Here is an 18,142-nt window from a genome sequence, read left to right as displayed (position 1 = left end):
GAAAGTGTTATTTATTCTCTTCTTTGGATCCCTCCTCTTTGTTGCCCAGTTGCTCCAGGAGCTTCAGTCCCAGTAAGCCGCTGATAGAGCCGTTGGTGCTGTCTCCGCCCCCGATGAGGATGTCAGGCATGATCTTGATATGCTGCTCACCGATGGCTTCCATTACTTTCAACTGGGTAAAGTTGTTGCCACCCATTGCCTCTACTGCCAGTTTATAAGACTCGGCGCTGGATTTACCGATAGCGAGGATCTTTTCTGCTTCCGCGTTACCTGTCAGGGAGATCTTTTCAGCATCAGCTTTTGCGATCAGCTCTGTTCTTTCCGCTTCTGCTTTCGCCAGTACACGTACTTTTTCGGCCTCACCACTTGCCAGCAGTTTCATTCTGTCGGCTTCCGCATTGGCCTGCAGACGTACGCTGTTGGCATCACCGGTAGCCTTTTTAACGGCAGCATCAGCGATCCTTTCTGCGATCAGTACACCCTGGTCGGCCTTAACGATCTCTTTCTGGATTTCAGCGATCGCTGTTTCTTTTTCGAGTGCCTGCCTGGTTTCCTGTGCACGCATCTGTGTATCGTAGGTTACCTTCTGTTCTTCCGCCAGCTTACGGTCTGTCAGTGTCTTCATCAGGCTTTCAGGAGGTACGATATCACCGATCAGGGTATCCACACCGAATACGTTGTATTGTTCCAGTACTCTACCGATATGCTCTTTGGCAGATTCCTGTCTTTCCTTACGGCTCTTCAGGAAGTCGATCACTTCTGCGTCCTGCGCGGAGTTACGGAAGTAGTTACCGATGGTAGGTTCCAGTACCTGTGTAACCAGGTTGCTCATATTACCGAAACGGGCAATTACTTTAGGCGCCTCGGTAGATGGAATATGAATGATCTGCGCTACGTCCAGGTTGAAGGTAAAACCATCCTTACTACGTACGGTAATGGTAGACAGGTTCTTGTCCAGCTGGTGCGCTTCGCTCCGTGCGGAGGCCCAGTTCAGCACCAGGTTGGTCGTAGGTACATATTCCACTTTCATGATGTAAGGGTTGATAGGATATTTACCCGGTCCCAGTGGGTCGGCCCATACACCCTTGTGGTTTTTGGCAACGATGTTACCATGTTTGAACTCTACACCGCTGAGGTCTTCACCGTCGCTACCTACATAAGAGATTACAACGCCCACATGGCTGATCGGAATTTCCGTCATCTGCCGCATTTCCACTTTGGCAAACCATGGGTTCAGGAAGTAAGAACCGGAGAGGATCACCTGTTCCTGCAGCCCTTTATACCCGCCGTTAGCGAGGAATGCGTCTGCATCCTGGAAGTTGTTGTGGTTTGTGATGATCTTACCCGCGATCTGGCCCGTTTCGATAGCCTGGCCTTCCAGTGTGGTAACGATACCTACCGCATTATCAGGTACAGTGGTCATATCAGTGATCTCTACTTCAAACAGGAAGGTGTTGATACGATAAGAACCTGGTGTCATGATAGCGGTCTGCCGCCCTTTTTGTCCGCCGTTGTTAAGGAATGATTCCGCATTCTGGTATGCATCACAATCCACGCGGCGGGCCATAATGGCACCCGATTGCAGTTCTGTACCGTCTTTTGCCAGTACAAGACCGATCTTACCGGTAGGGATAATTGTAAATGACTGGAAGGTCACTTCATACTGCCAGAACCATTTCCCGAAGTAAACACCGGGAGCCAGGGTTTGCGCCTGGAAACCCGCTTCGCCATTGGTGGCAATGATACGGCCTTCCGGTAGTGATTGTTTACCGACAAGAACGAATTTCTTTGTTACAAGACCGATCTTATCTTCCGGTACGATAACCAGACCAAAGAAGACACGAAGGATGAACTTGTAGAGAATAAGGCATAGTACGGGCAGGCCGATAATCATCAGCCATCTGATTACTTCAGGAGTTTGCATAATTGTGCTGTATTTGTATGATATAGATAATAGGATGTTGTGGCCGCATATATATGCATACGCGAATAGATTGTACAAAGCCGTACAATCTGCATAGCGTTGCTTTTACAGTTGTAGCTGTAGTAAAAACGTGTGCAGACTAAAGCCCTGTTAAAAACTTTCCGTCGCTCGTAAAACTAAATTCCGGGGGGAGAAGTGTTAAGAATGGTGAAGTGTAAAAAGTGCTTATTAGCACGCATATAGGAATCAGTGTCCATTGTAAATTGAATTACCATACAAAGGTTATAACAATTTTCTGAATTGCAAAAAAGATTCGGAAGAACGGTAATGAAATAAACTGCAAAACCTTTTGTTACTATTTGGTAATCATTTAGTTGAGTGGTGTGTATAAATATTTGAATATTTCCCGCAGGCAATGCCGCTAATGCCCTTTAAATGCTGCTACATCCGGGCATTCAGTATAGCTATCCGTATATACTTTTGTATCTGCATCTTTCTCTTTTAATAGTTTCAGATAAGGGAAGCTGTAGGGCGCCGTATTCCGCCAGTAGTCATCAATACCTTTACGATATTTTGCTTTCTCAGTGAAGAATGTATACCTGGATTTATCACAGACATTAAGCATCAGCAATATCTTCGCGTGTAATTCTTTGTTGCCGGCGCTTAACCGTAATGCTTTTTGATACATGTCGAATGCATGTGAGCATTGGTAATAATCACTTTTATAAATGTTTTCATTTGGGTAAAAAGAAAACCACGCCCAACTGTAATTATCAAATGTCTCTGCTGATTCTTCTCTGTATGACTGTCCGTAAGCGCTCATCATCCATTCCCTGCCATAATAGGATATATTGAAATAGGCATTCCCCAGCAGATAATGGAAGCGCGCTTTTGCATCCATTGTGCTGGCCTGTGACAGGCTATCCTGTAATGCCAGGATATCTCTCAGTATTGCCTTTTTGCTTGTTATAGGATAATGTCTCCGGCGGTCTTCACCTGGCACAAGTATGCCCGGACTTCCAATATACATGCGTGTCAGGTAACCTTTATACTCCCAGTTCTTTTCCCAGAAATCGTCAGCTATTTTTTCCATCTCCATAGCTGCTTCCTTGAAACGTTGCTGACGAATAAGTAATGTTCCTTTTACATCGCGATAGAAATCATCCGGTGCCCATACTGCCGGTACAATCATTTTTTCGAATGGTGTTTTCCGGGATTGATGTTTGAATCGTATCAGCTTCTCCACATCATCCGGCGACCCGTATTTATCAAAATAAGCGATCCTGGGATAACTTACAGCGGGGCTCTCTTCCTCATAATATCCACCGGTATATTCGTTTATGGGCAGATTGGCCTTCTGAAATAATAGTCCTGCTGTTACGATATCTCCTGCCTGCTTATAACGTTGGCTGAGCATCAGCAATAATGCTGCACGCATATCTTTGTTTTCACTTCTCCAGTTCTCTATATTAGCCTGGTCGCCTCTCAGTTCATAGCCCAATTGTTCAAGCGCCTGGAACTGCTTGGACAGGTATTGTTTTACACGGACATCAGTAATATCCTGATTATAAAAAGCAGCGACCAGTTTCTCAACAATGGCTTGTCTTTGATACAGCGTGTCTTTTAAAGGACTTAATTTACCAAGTTGATAGGTGGCATCAGCATAACGTCCATCCATGTTATAAAGATGTGCAACCGCTAAGCGGATCATATCTTCGTTAATACTTTTCTTTTCCAGCATACCGGTAAGGAAGCCTGTGAAAGCGCGTAGATATTGCCGGTCGCTTGCCATATTTTTGGCTGCATAGTATGCATAGCCAGTATCGGGCTTATGATCATCCGAATTGGTTTCGTAGTTCCTTGATGCAAAAAAGAGATTTTCTCTTACAGATGAATTGAAGCCGAGTATTTCAGGAGTGGATATCCAGTCTTCCAGTTTATTGACCTCCCTGCATATCAGCAAAGGCAGGTATGAGCAGTTGGGTTCAATACTGTACAATTGCTGTAATGTTGGCAATGATCTGCCGGGTTGTTTCAATGCCTTTAATACATGAACAAGTGCCACAGTATGTCTATCTGATGTTGCAGCTGAAAATTCATCCAGCTGCCGCCGGGTCACATCGCCAAACACAGGCCCTTTTTTCTCCTCACACCTGTCAAAGCTTTCCAGCATATATTTCAGGTACAGGTTGGGATCTCGCTGTATAAACCCATAATAGTACAGGGCCCAATCTGATACTATACTTGAATTGTTTTTCAGATAAGTATCATAACAACTGATCAAACGGCGAATGGCAGTGGTATCATTTTTCCTGTTATAGAAATACAGCTTTACAAGCTGGAAGGCATAGCGTTGCTGCAGAAAGAGAGATTTGATGCTATCGCAATTACGAACTGCCGTATTGATGAGTGGGGCCGTGTTTTCGGGAAGGGAGCCAATCCGCCAGGGATCAGGGTTGCCAAGCTGGCTGAACTCTACCTGTTTGGCAAAGGCCATATAGTCCAGCTCCTTTTTATGCGCCGGCTTCCGTAACCACTGCACAAATGAATTATCTTCCAGTTGTTTCCAATCAGCATGACGATAGGCATACAGAAAATCATCCGGAAATACATCATACTGTATCGTGTAGATGTCCTTCAATGTGACAGCCTTCCCTGTCATTTTTTGCCATTCCCGGCAGTTGCGGAAGTAATCTGTTTTTTGTGGATCAGAAATAAAGTACCCGTTTTCTGGCATGCGATAATACAAAGGCGCCAGATTATTACGTCCTGAGAGGTCTGGCTGAAATAATGCAAAGCGCATATCTGCAGGAGAAAGTTCCGGACCGCAGCTCCGGGTGTTCATATATGGAAAGACTAATAACAATAACGTGTTAACGAGTAGCAAAAGTCTTTTGAATAACTTTTTCATATGTCTCTATTGAAGACTGATTCCAGTGATAGAATGCAATGCGATGGTAGTTGGGCACTTTTTCCTTTACAAGTTCAATAGCCTTACTGAGCATATTGGAGTCGGGATATTCCCTGCGTAATATGTCGCCCGATCGGTAATAATAGTTGCCCTGCACAGTATCTGTCATTACCCGGTAACGATGAGTATCCAGTCGGGTAAATGTAATGGTGTCATCCATAAGTGAGGGCTCATCATGAACAATGCCTTTAAATTCATTCCCTCTGAACCAGGCATACCATCCAAACACCGGAAAGGCTATATCCAGTTGCAGGGGATAAGAAGGGCCATTAAAGTATTGCTGCAGCGTCTTTAAATCAAAAACGGAATTGTTTGTATTGGCATCTTTAATATTGCCCAGGTTATAGCACATCAGCATACCCCGGTCTACCGGTGGAACACCCATCTTTTTAGGATATTTATAAGGATATAGCCGGATAGTGGCAGAAAGCACCTTATCAGGATAATGTAGTCTAAGTGCTTTCAGGAAATGAAAATACTTATCCCTGGTGTTGGCTGTCCAATCGCAATCTATCTGGATTTCAGTGATAAACCCTTTTCTGGCTGCGGTGATTACCTTTTGAATGGAATCCCGCTGCAGGTATGTAGGAGACGGCAACCGACTATAGATATGCAGCGTCTTGCTGTAAATGATGTATGCTTCAATCTTATCTGAGAAAGCATTGATCTTGGCTGCTACGCGTTTGGCCAGCCATTCACAGGAGCTGTCGGGCATGTGTTCAAAAGTACGGTTGGTAATAAAAACGACAGGTGTGTAGTTGCAATCTTTCAGCAGCTTATCGATATCGCTATAAATGTTGAATTCCGCTTCCGGAACGGGCATAGATAGATTCTCACTCCAATCAACATCAAAGTAATGCAGGTAAAAGTGTTGTACGCCGAGGACCTTTTTCATACTATCCGGCCATTGTGGCTTGTCATGGTCCCAATCGGTCCCCCAGTCATAGCTTGATTTCCAATAGTAAAATGAATGTTCTGCTTTTGATGTACGGGTATTACATGAAAAGTACAAGGGGAGCAGCAGTAGTAGCAGCGCTTTATGGTAAGGCATATAACAGGGGAAAGTATATTGAAGTTAGAGAAAAAAGCAATGGTAAATGTTGCCCCTGTGCGTTTTAACAAAAGATTTATTATTGTCTGGCAGGCTGTATCAGATCCCACATATTGCCATACAGATCTTCAAAAACAGCTACTATTCCATAAGGTTGTTCAAGGGGTTGTCTTACAATCTTTACCCCTTTATTCAGCAGGTTCCGGAAGTCTCTTTCAAAATCGTCTGTATAAAGAAACAGGAATACTCTTCCTCCTGTCTGATTGCCTACCCTGCTTTTCTGTTCTTCACCAACTGCCTCGGCTAACAACAGGCAGCTTCCCTCCGATCCTGGCGGGGCTATCAGCACCCATCGTTTGCCATCGCCCAGCGGGGTGTCTTCCACAAGGGTAAAATGGAGCTTTTCGGTATAGAACCGGATAGCATCGTCGTAGTTGTCAACGACAAGGGTGATATGGGCGATCTTTTGTTTCATACTATAAATATATATCTTGAGGCCATTATTCCAACGTTATGAACAAACGACTGCTATGTATATCCCTGCTGATCATTTCCTGTATTATCATCTTTTCACAATGTGTCGGTAAGCGGTCTAAGGAAGAAGAGGATCTGCGAGGCAGGCAATTTGCAGGATCGGCAGCCTGTATCAGCTGTCATAAGAATATCTACGATAGCTATGTAACTACCGGGCATTATAAAACTTCCAGCCCGGCCTCTCGGGCATCTGTTAAGGGCAGTTTTGTAAGTCCTCATAACGTCTTTTCCTACAGCAATGGAACGAAGGTCATAATGGAGGCCAGGGATAGTGGTCTCTTCCAGGTGGCCTTATCGGACAGCACTTTAGAGGAGCTACACCGGTTTGATATCAGTATAGGATCAGGCAGAAAGGCACAGACCTTCCTCTCCTGGCAAAACGGGAAGTATTTCCAGCTACCACTGTCTTATTTTATCTCCGCGCATAGCTGGGCCAATAGTCCCGGTTTCCCGCCTTCCTATCCCAAATTTGACAGGATGATACCTGGTACCTGTTTCGGTTGTCATAGCTCTGCCGTGGGTATTAAGAATGTCAGTATGGAGGGCCTGCAGTTGTCTGAGGAGTTTGAGAAGAATCAGCTGGTGTATGGTATTGATTGTGAACGATGCCATGGTCCTGCGGCGGAACATGTAGCTTTTCACAAAGATCATCCGCAGGAAAAAAATGCTATGCACATTACGAAGATCGGTGCTCTAAAGAATCAGCAGAAGCTGGATATGTGTGCACTTTGCCATTCCGGACTGGGTACCCCGCAAAGGTCTGCGTTTGATTTCAAGCCGGGAGACAATCTATCGGATTATTTCTTCCCCGATTTCACCCGTCCGGAGAAGACCGCAGAGATGGACGTACACGGGAAGCAATACCAGTTATTTACTGCCAGTAAGTGTTTTATAAAAAGCGAGGAGATGAACTGTTCTTCCTGTCATAATCCGCATAGTAATGAAAGAGACCAGTTACAGGCCTTTTCCCAACGCTGTATGAATTGTCATAAAACAGAAGATCACACTTTCTGTAAAATGACTGCGCTGCCGGCAGCGATGCTTTCGAAGAATTGTATTGACTGTCATATGCCGGCATTAGCTTCCCGGAGCATCACTATGCTGACGAACGGACAAACCAGTCCTACGCCCGATTCCATGCGTACACACCTGATTGCTATCTACAGGGAAGAAACCAGGAAATTTATGGCGACGCTCAAACAGTAGTATCACCGGCATCTTTCAGTAACCTGTTCAGGCTTCTGACGGAAATGCCCAGGTATTCGGCAAGGTCCTGTTTGGTAAAGGTGATCTGCTGGGATTCCAATGCAGACAGCAGTTGTGGCAACGTTTCTGATAAGGTATACAGTTGTTGCCTTGCTGCTTTCTCAGAGATCCGGGCCAGCCGGGTAGCTATCAGTTCCAGCACCACGCTGCTAAAGGCAGGCAGCGTTTTGAAAAAATGATGAAACTGTGTGCTGCTGATGGTATAAACAGTCGTTGGCGTGATGGCCTCTATCGTACATGTTGCCCTGGTATGCCTGATCGCTTCAACCTCCCCAAGGATTTCACCTTCTCCCAGGAAAGCCAGGATATAATCTTTCTCATTGTTTTCTGTAATAAAACACTTGGTTACACCGGACCTGATAATATATACACTCTGAAGCGCCTGATCCTGTACAATCAGTCTCTGTTTAGGCTGAAGGGTTCGCAGTGTGATAGCACTGCTGGTGCTATCGTTGCCTGTCAGCTCTTCCATTAAATTCCGCAGTTGCAGATTTGTTGTGATCATACCTGTAAGTGGGACAAATGTCCCGAAATTTGAGTTAACACCCCTTACCTTCGGGGTGACAGAACATTAAGATACCTCTAACATATGAAAGTTTTAGTTACCGGAAGCGCCGGACATCTTGGTGAAGGGCTGGCCCGTATACTGAAGGCACAGCGTTATGAAGTGATTGGCATAGATATACTTGCCTCTTCGTTTACAACACATGTAGGTTCTATCACAGACAGAGACTTTGTAAAAAGTTGTCTTGATGGTGTGGAGGCCGTATTTCATACCGCCACATTACATAAACCACATGTGGCTACGCATAGCATGCAGGAGTTTGTTGATACCAACATTACCGGCACACTGAACCTGCTGCAGGAATCTGTTGCCGCAGGTGTAGGCGCTTTTATCTTCACCAGTACCACCAGCGTTTTCGGAGATGCGCTGGAACCCAAAGCAGGATCGCCGGCGGCATGGATCACAGAAGATGTGATACCTGTACCCAAGAATATTTATGGTGTTACAAAAGCCGCGGCGGAAGATCTGTGCCAGCTGTTTTTCAGGAACCATGGTCTGCCTTGTATTGTGCTCAGAACTTCCCGCTTTTTCCCGGAAGAAGATGATAACCGCAAAGCAAGAAACGCCTATGTGGATGAGAATCTGAAGGCAAATGAATTCCTGTTCCGTCGTGTAGAGCTGGAAGATGCTGTGAATGCACATATATTGGCCGCTAAACGGGCAAAGGAGATCGGCTTTGGTAAATACATCATCAGCGCTACTACTCCTTTTATGCGCGGGCATGCCACCTATCTCCGGAATAATGCATTGTGGGTAGTACAGGGGCTTGTTCCGGAGTATGTGGAAGAGTATGAGCGTCGCGGCTGGCAAATGTTCCAGGGAATCGACAGGATATATGTGAATGAAAAAGCGCGGAGAGAGTTAGGCTGGCAACCGGTGTATGATTTCAGGTATGTGATTGAACGCCTGAAGGCCGGAGAAGAATTACGTAGTCCGCTCACTAAAACCGTAGGATCCAAGGGCTATCATGCAGAAGCATTCGAAGATGGTCCTTATCCGGTATAAATTGGGGAAGGGGCAGCTGGCATTGAAGCCGGTTGCCCCTTAGTTTAGAATGGCGGTATTTATTCCCCCGTTTACTAACAGCAAAGAAAGTATACCCCGTGAAAGTAAAATTGTAAAAAAGAGAACAACCCGTTTTATTATCTTGGGAGATACATAAACCAGTTGTTGAATGACAAACATTGTTTGGTTAGTATCATTGTCCACGTTATTGTTATTAGCGTCCTGTAAAAATCCTGCTGCCACAAATGATTATAATAGCTGGGCAACCTATGCCGGCTCCAAAGATGGCATCCGCTACTCTGCCAATACCCAGATCAATCCGAATAATGTATCCCGGCTACAGATAGCCTGGACATATAGCACGCACGACAAGGATACTGCCGGCCGTTCACAGAATCAGTGTAATCCTGTGATGGTGGATGGTATTTTATACGGTCTTTCTCCCCGCTTAAAACTTTTTGCCCTGGACGCAGCTACCGGACAGCAACACTGGTTGTTCGATCCTGCTTCTGAAGACACTGCTGCTAAGAATGATCCCGCTGTCCTGATGAAGGTCAGCCGCGGCGTGGTATATTGGCAGCGTGAAGATGGAAAGGATAAGCGGATCTTTTACAATGCGGGTAACCGTACTTATGCTATTAATGCCCTGGACGGAAAGCCTGTCAGGAGTTTTGGGAAAGGAGGGTATATTGACCTGGCAGCCGGGCTCGATAGAATGACTGACGGAGACGCCTATGTATCGGGTAATACGCCTGGTATTATTTACAAAGACCTGCTGATCGTCGGTGTCAGGGTAGCTGAATCGGCGGATGCGGCTCCCGGGCATATCCGTGCTTTTGATGTACATACCGGTGAGCGCCGCTGGATCTTCCACACCATTCCTCATCCCGGGGAGACGGGGTATGATACCTGGCCTGACAAGGATGCCTGGAAGAAATTAGGGGGAGCCAATAGCTGGGCGGGCATGTCGCTGGATGAACAAAGAGGGATCGTATATGTACCTACAGGCAGTGTAGGTGGTGATTTTTACGGTGGTTTCCGCAAAGGCACGAACCTGTTCGCCAATTCACTGATAGCCCTGGATGCTGCCACCGGGAAATATTTATGGCATTACCAGGTGGTGCACCACGATCTCTGGGACCGCGACCTGGCGGCCAATCCGAACCTGGTCACCCTGCATAAAGACGGAAAGACAATTGACGCGGTAGCACAGATCACAAAGCATGGTTATATATTCCTGTTTGACAGAACGAATGGTAAGCCCATCTTCCCGATAGAAGAAAAAGCTGTTCCCCAGGAAGCGCTGCCAGGGGAAGCCCCCTGGCCTACACAGCCGATTCCTGTATTACCGGAGCCTTTTGCCCGGCAGCAGTTTGGTGAGGAAGACCTGACTGACCTGAGCCCCGAAGTACACCAGGAGATGCTGGAGAAGTTCCGGAAAGTAAAGTACACCACCATGTTTACGCCACCCTCAAAAGAAAGCAGCTGGATATTCCCCGGTTTTGACGGCGGTGGAGAATGGGGTGGTGCTGCTGTTGATCCGGAAACGCAGGCCCTGTACGTGAACAGTAGCGAATTGCCCTGGTCACTGACCATGATCGACGTACCTAAAGCTGGCAAAAGTAGTGCCGCTACCGGGCACAACACCTATAATAAATACTGTATCAGTTGTCATGGTCCCGAACTGAAAGGGAATGGGACCTCCTATCCTTCCCTGGTGAATATTGGCAGGAAATATCAGGCAGATCAGATTGGGAAAATAATAACAAGCGGGAGGAATATGATGCCATCGTTTAAACAGATCCCGGATGAGGAAAGGGCAGCACTGATTGATTTCCTGTTACACACAGCAACCGCCGGTAAAGAAGAACCGGGCGCCCGTACAAGCGCTAATACCTCAGGAAAGAAAAGCATTCTCGATGAGGTGCCCTATACCATGACGGGTTACGTTCGTTTCCTGGATAAGGATGGGTATCCAGGCATAAAGCCACCCTGGGGCACTTTAAATGCCGTAGACCTGAATTCCGGTAAGCTGTTATGGAAAGTACCTCTGGGCGAGTTTGAAGCCCTTAAAAAGAGGGGAATACCTCCAACAGGGACACAGGTGTATGGTGGTCCTGTCGTTACCAAAGGCGGGCTGATATTCGTAGCTTCCACGCAAGACGAAAAGATCAGGGCTTTCGACAAAAAGACGGGTCGTCAGTTATGGGAAGGGCAGTTGCCGGCAGCAGGGTATGCCACCCCGGCTGTTTATTCCCTAAATGGTCGGCAATATGTGGTTATTGCCTGTGGGGGAGGGAAAATAGGCAGTCCATCGGGCGATACATATGTGGCTTTTGCCCTGCCGGAATAATTACCTGTTCACTTCAGTATGCGATAATTTAAGTTCAGTAGTGATTTTTGTAAGTTCAGTCAGATTGACCGGTAATTTTCTGGTATTTGGGGCAAATTGCTGTCAAATAAAGGAAACAGTCATGACAAATACATTGCACTACGCGTCACAGCTGTATAAAATAGGTAAATTGCTGAGTATTATTAAAATCGTTTTATCTGTTTTATCATTAGGCATACTATATATAATATGGGATTTGCTGACAAGACCTGTTCGCCGCGTGTCATTCAAATAAACATATTATAACAATAGGATAGTGTAGCCTGGTAAAAGTCTCACATATTATGGCTACATCCAACTATAAATTCTTAAGACTTTATGGCTATCCTATTTTTTGTTTGCTTACCAACCTGATATTTTTCCTGATCAACCCCTACGAGCGAACCTTCAACGCCTGGAGACAATTCACAGTATTTGATTTTATCGTCAACACACTGGTATCCTGGTTGTTCCCCCTGCTGGTGATAGAAACCGGTATCTGGCTGACCTATGTGCTGCATCGCAGGTTGCCATGGGAACGGAACATGAGAATGCGTTTCATGGTACAGCTAATATCTCACATGGGTATCATCCTCCTTGTGCTTTACCTTTTTTTCCATGTCCCTTTCCCGGAGAAGTTCGCATTTAACCAGCTACTCTACCGCCAGTCTTCGATTACCGGGATGATCTATTGCCTGGTGATCACCTCCATCTTTGCGGCAGAACATCTTATCAACAAACTGAATAATGCACGCCTGGAGGCATTTAAATTGAACGAGCTGGCTGTTCAGGCACAGCTGGACGCCCTGAAACTGCAACTGGACCCGCACTTCCTGTTTAATAACCTGAGCGCACTCACTTCCCTGATAGAGGAAAATCCTTCCTTATCTGTTAACTATGTGGTGAAGTTATCTTCCATCTATCGTTATATGCTGACTAACCGGACACAGAATACTATCTCTATAGCGGTAGAACTCGATTTTATCAGGAATATCCTTTTCCTGCACCAGATCAGGTATGGTCAGGCTATTCGCATCAATATATCACAGGAAGTAGAGCATCTGCAAAGCGATATTGCTCCGCTGACTTTACAATTACTCATTGAAAATGCGATTAAGCATAATCAGTTTACGAATGATTCGCCGCTGATTATCGATATTTACATGGCAGATAATAAGTGGCTTGTGGTTCGTAATAACAAGAATCCGAAGCGCATACAGGAACCAGGAGCACAGCTGGGACTAAAAAACATCACCCAGCGTTATCTGCTGCTAAGTGGTAATAAACCTGTCATTAGCAATACTGACAACTATTTTGAAGTGAAGATACCATTGATGAAGAAAAATGAAAAGGAACATGTTGAGCATACTGATCATTGAAGACGAGTTACCTAATGCGGCGAGGTTGAAAAAGCTGTTATGGCAGATCGATAAGCAGATTGAGATCATTGGCGAGCTGCAAACCGTTCAGGCGAGCATAGAATGGTTGGAAAAGCATGAACATCCTGATATTATCTGCATGGATATTAAACTGACAGATGGATTGAGCTTCGAGATCTTCGATCATGTGCAGATCCGGTCGCATGTAATTTTTATTACAGCTTATGATGAATATGCACTGAAGGCCTTTGAAGTGAATGGTATTGATTATCTACTGAAACCATTGGAAGAAGCCCAACTCGAAAAAAGCATCACAAGGATCAAGGGGCTGGTTAAGAACGCAGATACTCCTGACCTCCTGGAGGTGATTAAGAAAATGCAGCACCGGGAAGTGGTATACCGTTCCCGTTTTCTGGTATCTTACCGGGATATGCTGATACCGGTCATGGTACCCAATATCGCTTATTTCTTTTCTGAACACAAACTGGTGTACCTGGTCACTAACCAGGGAGACCGTTATACAATCGATCAGACCCTGGAAGAGCTGGAACAGGAATTGAACCCCAGGGATTTCTTCAGGGCAACCAGGCAATACATTGTATCTGCCGGGGCTATACAAAAGATCCACCAGGTATTTAATGGTAAGTTGAAACTGGACCTGTTTCCTCCAACGGAGGAAGTGATGGTGAGCAGGGAAAAATCAAATGCCTTGAGGAAATGGTTGAGTTAAGCTGCCGGTTTCCTGTATTCCATTAGTTCCTTTCTTATTAATTTCTTACCGGCTTTTCTTTCTCCTTTCCAGTACCTTCTATGCAAAAAACTGCGCAGATGTGTGCAATATTCCATTACCACAGTAAGATGTCCTTTTCTTTTGTAAGCCATGGGGATTTAAATAGTCTGACGAAGGTAAATAAAAAATAAATTTCATCTGAGTAAGGGTAGTTGATAAATTGAATTGTCGTATAGGTGGCATTGTTCTAACCAATGTCACCTATCATTCTATGAATTACTACATACCAGATGTTCCTACACTGCAGACGCTTGCCAGTAGCAACAAGCAGAGATATGCAGAAGGAAACCCTTTCCCGCATATATACCTGGATAATGTTTTTCCGGAGGAGGCGCTGAATAACGTACTGGATGAATTTCCCGGAGCGAATGGTGCGCACTGGCAGCGATACAGTAATGCGCAGGAATTGAAGCTGGCATTAAAAGATGAAAGTAATTACGGTGCATTCACGCGACATTTTATCTATTCATTGAACTCCCGTCCCTTCCTTAATTTTCTGGAAGAGCTGACAGGTATAAGGGGATTAATACCCGATCCTTACCTGGAAGGCGGCGGTTTGCATCAGATTGTCAGAGGTGGATTACTGAAGATACATGCCGATTTCAACAAACATCCCATTACAAATCTTGACCGCCGTTTAAATGTACTGATATACCTGAACAAGGATTGGGAGGAGAGTTATGGTGGTCATTTTGAACTGTGGGACAGAAATATGGAAAAGGCAGAAGTGAAGATATTGCCGCTGTTTAACAGGATGGCTATTTTCAGTACTACGTCCTATTCCTATCATGGACATCCGGATGCCCTGAATTGTCCTGAAGACCGTACAAGGAAATCTATTGCGTTATATTATTACACAAATGGGCGCCCTGAAGAGGAGATAGATCCTACTTTGGGAAGTCATACAACATTGTTTAAGATCAGGAGACACCGCACAGAAGATTTTAAGAAAGGGATTAGATTAGGTCTGAAAGACTTCGTGCCGCCGGTGTTGATGCATGCTTACAACAAATTAAGATCCTGACCACCCTGTAGGAATGCCGGATAATGGCTTATACAGTCATTTCCGGCATTAAATAATGCTTAGAATATTTTGTAGAACAAGGAAAGCTGTATACCGATCCATCGCTTGAAGTCGCCTGCTGTACTATAGTTTTGCCCATATGAATAGGCACCGTAGCTTTCGCTGAGTGTATAAGGGGCTTTGCCATAGCCGAAATGCTGATAATCGCCCGCCTTGGTCTGTGCATACACCGAGGTGGAGTCGGATGTTTTTTTGAGTATGTTGTAATGGAACTGTGCCTGGAAGGTTATACGTGGACTCACTGTTTTAGACCATCCTGCACCGTAACGTGTCAGTTGTTCCTTCACCCCATAGATGATGGCAGAATCAGGCGAAGTTCTTCTGTTCAATGTGCCTGTGGTAAAAATGACACTCAATTGTTGTGTTTCATTCAATCTGAGGGGAATACCTGCTCCCCAGCGGAAACGTCCGCCGGGAAATGCGTAACCGTAAGAAATGATACCATAAACATATTTTATGCCTGCCATGAGTGATGCATTGAGATATAATATCTCATCTGTGCTGAATCCTGTTTTCACAGTTGGTTGATACCATGCTACATCATCAGCGTTTATTCTTTCAGCCCCGGATGATCTGTTCCGCTGTCTGCCATTATGCTCTTTTTGCTTTTTCTCTTTTGCCATGGCGATGCTTTTCATAAGCGGTTGAACGGTATTCCTGATAACGGGTGTTGTTTTATTGTTGGTATTATCTGTATTGTCAAATAGTGTCAGCGAAAACATTTTTGGGGTATAGCTGGACACGGTATATGCGGGTGGCAAGGGTAGTAATAGACTACCCTTATTATCAATGGCCTGGCTTCCAACAGCGCTTATCCCCTTTGATGAAGAAGTGATGGAGTCCTGTTTCCTGGCAGGCGTGGTAGTGTTGCTGGTAGCTCCGGCATCGGAGCTGTCTGCTGTCTGACTCGCTTTTGTAGCAGGAACTGTTTTTGCAGTTGCTTTGGATATGTTTGTTTTCTCTGAGGATGTATTTTTCGTAACGTTTGTTACCGTAGTAGTTTTAGCGGTACTTTTTAATTGACTGGCAGATGATGTTGATGACTTCACTGCTTTGGAAGCCTTATCGTTGCCTGCTTTTAATGACTGGTTTATGGCATTTGATGGTAGCGATGGAACACCTGTTGTGCTGGTGGTAATGCTTTTGTTCACAGGTGGCTGATAGTCCATGAAAAGAATATGGTCACCAAGTATCCTGTAATTAAGTCCTGCCTGTTGCTGTACCTGCTTTAATATATCGGACAAATGCCAGTTGCCTGTTTTTAAAGTAATATGTTTCCGTAGCGATGCATTTTGCATATTCAGGGAATACTGCAAGCCGGTTTGTTTCGCAATTGTTTTTGCCAGGGATGTAATGTCAACAGGCGTTTGTGATATTTTTACAATGGCTTTTTCATACTGTTGTGCATATAGGTTACCGGTGAATGTGAGCAATAGAATACAGAACAAAAGCAGGTTAGTTCGCTTTCTCGAAATAGATCTCATCGTTGTTTAGATTGGAAGTATATTTTACATTAAGTGTGATGGCAATTACCTCCAGTATATAGCCAAGTGGTTTGTTGTCAAAATTGCTGGAAATCTTGAGGGAGGCAATCTCAGGATCCCGGATGATTATTTTCTTATGATAAGCCTTAGACAATGTTGCTATCACTACTGACAGGTCTTCATTATCGAAATGAAAGCTGCGTTGTTCCGGTTCACGTGCCAGCTGTTTCTCTTTCTTCAGATAGCTGCCTGTTTCTCCACCGGAAATGATGATTTGTTGTGCTGCAGCGGACACGAGTACCTTACCGCTGATTACTTTTATCGTGATCGCAGTATCTGTGTCAGTTACATGAAAGGCAGTACCCAGTACTTTTATATTTACGGGGCCTGCAGTTATAATGAATGGCTTATCCGGCAAGGGCTTCACATCGAAATAACCACTGCCCTTCAGTATTACATGTCTTTCATTACCTGCAAGTGACACAGGGTAAGTGATGCTGCTACCGGGGGAAATAGTTACCTGCGACCCGCATGGAAGTGCCTGTTGTATAGTTGTATGCAGAGCGGCCGTGACTGTATTTTGCTTTGGCGTATTATTTGTCTTAAAAAATAATACGCCTGAAATAGCTATGAAGAGAAGCACGGATGCAGCTGCTGTCCATCTGAGCAATATGGTACGTCTGGACGGTAACTTTTTAGGAAGCGGCAACAATTCCTGCCAGGCAGTTTGTATATCACCTATTGTATGAGAGCGTAGTGAAGTCTGATTCCAGGCAGACCACAATGCGGCAAATTCCTGCCGGTTGTTCTCATTGCTGAGTTTCCAGTCATCAATGGCCATGGCTTCTTCCGGTGACGCTTCACCGGAGAAATATTTTGATAGCAAGTCGTCATTTACAATAATATTTTTAGCTCTCTGTGCCATAACTATTGAATAAGTTTGTTTATTCCAGTCAATAAGTGACAGCTTATCATGAGCCAGAAGAACGTCTTGCCGGATAGGATAGTCCGTAAAATACGCAGTGCTTTGCCCATTTGTGCTTCGACAGTTTTAACAGATATATTGAGTTCTTCAGCGATTTCGGTATAACTTTTCTCTTCAAATCTGCTCTTGTAGAATATTTCCCGGCATTTATCCGGTAGTGTTTTCATAGCTGCCAGGACTTCCTTTTTCAGGTCTGCCAGTGCGATATGTTCTTCCAGTGTGGTGGTAACGTCCTGTTCGCCGGAGGCAAACTGATCATAATGTTGTTGCCGTATTTTCCTGCTTTTTATATAATTCAGGCAATGGTTGTGGGTAGCGACATACAGGTAGGAACGAACAGACTGTTTGATGGTCAGGACATCTCTTTTCTGCCATAGTTGCATAAAAACGGACTGTACTACATCTTTCGCCTCGTCATTGTCTTTCAGTATGGTATAGGCATAGGTATGCAATACTTCAAAATACTCAAAGAAGTACTGTTCCAATAGCCCGTTGTCTTTTTTTGACTCTTTTACCACTTCCAAGGCCTCGCGCTTATAATTTGTCGTCGAAGGTAGACAATGCAGAGAAAGGATTACCCCTACGCGAAATGAAAAAAAGTAAAAAAAAGTATTTAAGTTTGCAGAAATTAACGAACGAGACCCATCAATGTGAGATATAATTTCTTTCAAAAAAGATAAGTAGCGCTTCCCGCTGAGGGAGGAGCTGGATTTATTGGCTTTAAAAAGAAAGG

General features: G+C 44.8%; 14 protein-coding genes. 6 read left to right on the top strand and 8 right to left on the bottom strand.

Going from position 1 to position 18,142, the window contains the following annotated elements:
- Nucleotides 1-7: 7 nt before the first annotated feature.
- From CLV42_RS31700 to CLV42_RS31685, 4 genes are all read right to left on the bottom strand, one after another.
- Nucleotides 8-1,924 carry an SPFH domain-containing protein gene (locus CLV42_RS31700; protein ID WP_106605963.1) on the bottom strand — a complete coding sequence of 639 codons (1,917 nt, stop codon included), beginning with the start codon at nucleotides 1,922-1,924 and terminating at the stop codon, nucleotides 8-10.
- 421 nt (nucleotides 1,925-2,345) lie between these two features.
- Nucleotides 2,346-4,835, bottom strand: a complete 2,490-nt coding sequence (locus CLV42_RS31695) for a hypothetical protein (RefSeq protein ID WP_146154538.1) — start codon at nucleotides 4,833-4,835, stop codon at nucleotides 2,346-2,348.
- On the bottom strand, nucleotides 4,798-5,946 hold the full coding sequence (locus tag CLV42_RS31690; protein WP_106605961.1) for a hypothetical protein: 1,149 nt from the start codon (nucleotides 5,944-5,946) through the stop codon (nucleotides 4,798-4,800). The genes CLV42_RS31695 and CLV42_RS31690 overlap by 38 nt, the downstream gene beginning before the upstream one ends.
- Before the next feature lie 79 nt (nucleotides 5,947-6,025).
- On the bottom strand, nucleotides 6,026-6,421 hold the full coding sequence (locus CLV42_RS31685; RefSeq protein WP_106605960.1) for a VOC family protein: 396 nt from the start codon (nucleotides 6,419-6,421) through the stop codon (nucleotides 6,026-6,028).
- Nucleotides 6,422-6,459: 38 nt separating this feature from the next.
- Here CLV42_RS31685 and CLV42_RS31680 point away from each other — a divergent pair, with 38 nt between their 5' ends.
- Complete coding sequence (locus tag CLV42_RS31680; protein ID WP_106605959.1) at nucleotides 6,460-7,686, top strand: multiheme c-type cytochrome; 1,227 nt, start codon at nucleotides 6,460-6,462, stop codon at nucleotides 7,684-7,686.
- Here CLV42_RS31680 and CLV42_RS31675 read toward each other — a convergent pair.
- Entirely contained in the window at nucleotides 7,676-8,251 is a 576-nt protein-coding gene (locus CLV42_RS31675) for a Crp/Fnr family transcriptional regulator (RefSeq protein WP_106605958.1), read from the bottom strand. The genes CLV42_RS31680 and CLV42_RS31675 overlap by 11 nt on opposite strands.
- An 84-nt stretch (nucleotides 8,252-8,335) precedes the next feature.
- Here CLV42_RS31675 and CLV42_RS31670 point away from each other — a divergent pair, with 84 nt between their 5' ends.
- The 5 genes from CLV42_RS31670 to CLV42_RS31650 all read left to right on the top strand — a co-directional run bounded on the left by CLV42_RS31670 (nucleotide 8,336) and on the right by CLV42_RS31650 (nucleotide 14,880).
- Nucleotides 8,336-9,316 carry an NAD-dependent epimerase/dehydratase family protein gene (locus CLV42_RS31670; protein ID WP_106605957.1) on the top strand — a complete coding sequence of 327 codons (981 nt, stop codon included), beginning with the start codon at nucleotides 8,336-8,338 and terminating at the stop codon, nucleotides 9,314-9,316.
- Between the two features lie 169 nt (nucleotides 9,317-9,485).
- On the top strand, nucleotides 9,486-11,669 hold the full coding sequence (locus CLV42_RS31665) for an outer membrane protein assembly factor BamB family protein (protein ID WP_106605956.1): 2,184 nt from the start codon (nucleotides 9,486-9,488) through the stop codon (nucleotides 11,667-11,669).
- Between the two features lie 323 nt (nucleotides 11,670-11,992).
- Nucleotides 11,993-13,066 carry a sensor histidine kinase gene (locus CLV42_RS31660; protein ID WP_106605955.1) on the top strand — a complete coding sequence of 358 codons (1,074 nt, stop codon included), beginning with the start codon at nucleotides 11,993-11,995 and terminating at the stop codon, nucleotides 13,064-13,066.
- Complete coding sequence (locus CLV42_RS31655) at nucleotides 13,044-13,796, top strand: LytR/AlgR family response regulator transcription factor (protein WP_106605954.1); 753 nt, start codon at nucleotides 13,044-13,046, stop codon at nucleotides 13,794-13,796. Before CLV42_RS31660 ends, CLV42_RS31655 begins: the two co-directional genes overlap by 23 nt.
- Nucleotides 13,797-14,067: 271 nt before the next feature.
- Entirely contained in the window at nucleotides 14,068-14,880 is an 813-nt protein-coding gene (locus tag CLV42_RS31650) for a 2OG-Fe(II) oxygenase (RefSeq protein ID WP_106605953.1), read from the top strand.
- A gap of 59 nt (nucleotides 14,881-14,939) precedes the next feature.
- Here the strand turns inward: CLV42_RS31650 and CLV42_RS31645 are convergent, their stop codons facing one another.
- Genes CLV42_RS31645 through CLV42_RS31635 form a run of 3 tightly spaced genes read right to left on the bottom strand, consistent with a single transcriptional unit; the run spans nucleotide 14,940 to nucleotide 17,927 of the window.
- A complete protein-coding gene (locus CLV42_RS31645) occupies nucleotides 14,940-16,424 on the bottom strand; it encodes a hypothetical protein (protein WP_146154537.1) in 1,485 nt (494 codons plus the stop codon).
- Nucleotides 16,396-17,349: a FecR family protein gene (locus CLV42_RS31640; RefSeq protein WP_106605951.1), complete on the bottom strand. Its 954-nt coding sequence runs from the start codon at nucleotides 17,347-17,349 to the stop codon at nucleotides 16,396-16,398. The genes CLV42_RS31645 and CLV42_RS31640 overlap by 29 nt, the downstream gene beginning before the upstream one ends.
- A gap of 2 nt (nucleotides 17,350-17,351) precedes the next feature.
- A complete protein-coding gene (locus CLV42_RS31635) occupies nucleotides 17,352-17,927 on the bottom strand; it encodes an RNA polymerase sigma-70 factor (RefSeq protein ID WP_245901792.1) in 576 nt (191 codons plus the stop codon).
- Nucleotides 17,928-18,142 lie beyond the last annotated feature (215 nt).

The sequence above is a fragment of the Chitinophaga ginsengisoli genome (assembly GCF_003014595.1).
In the GTDB taxonomy this organism is placed as follows: Bacteria; Bacteroidota; Bacteroidia; order Chitinophagales; family Chitinophagaceae; genus Chitinophaga; species Chitinophaga ginsengisoli.
The sequence above is the reverse complement of the archived record's forward strand: the minus strand, read 5'-3'. Positions and strand labels throughout refer to the sequence as shown.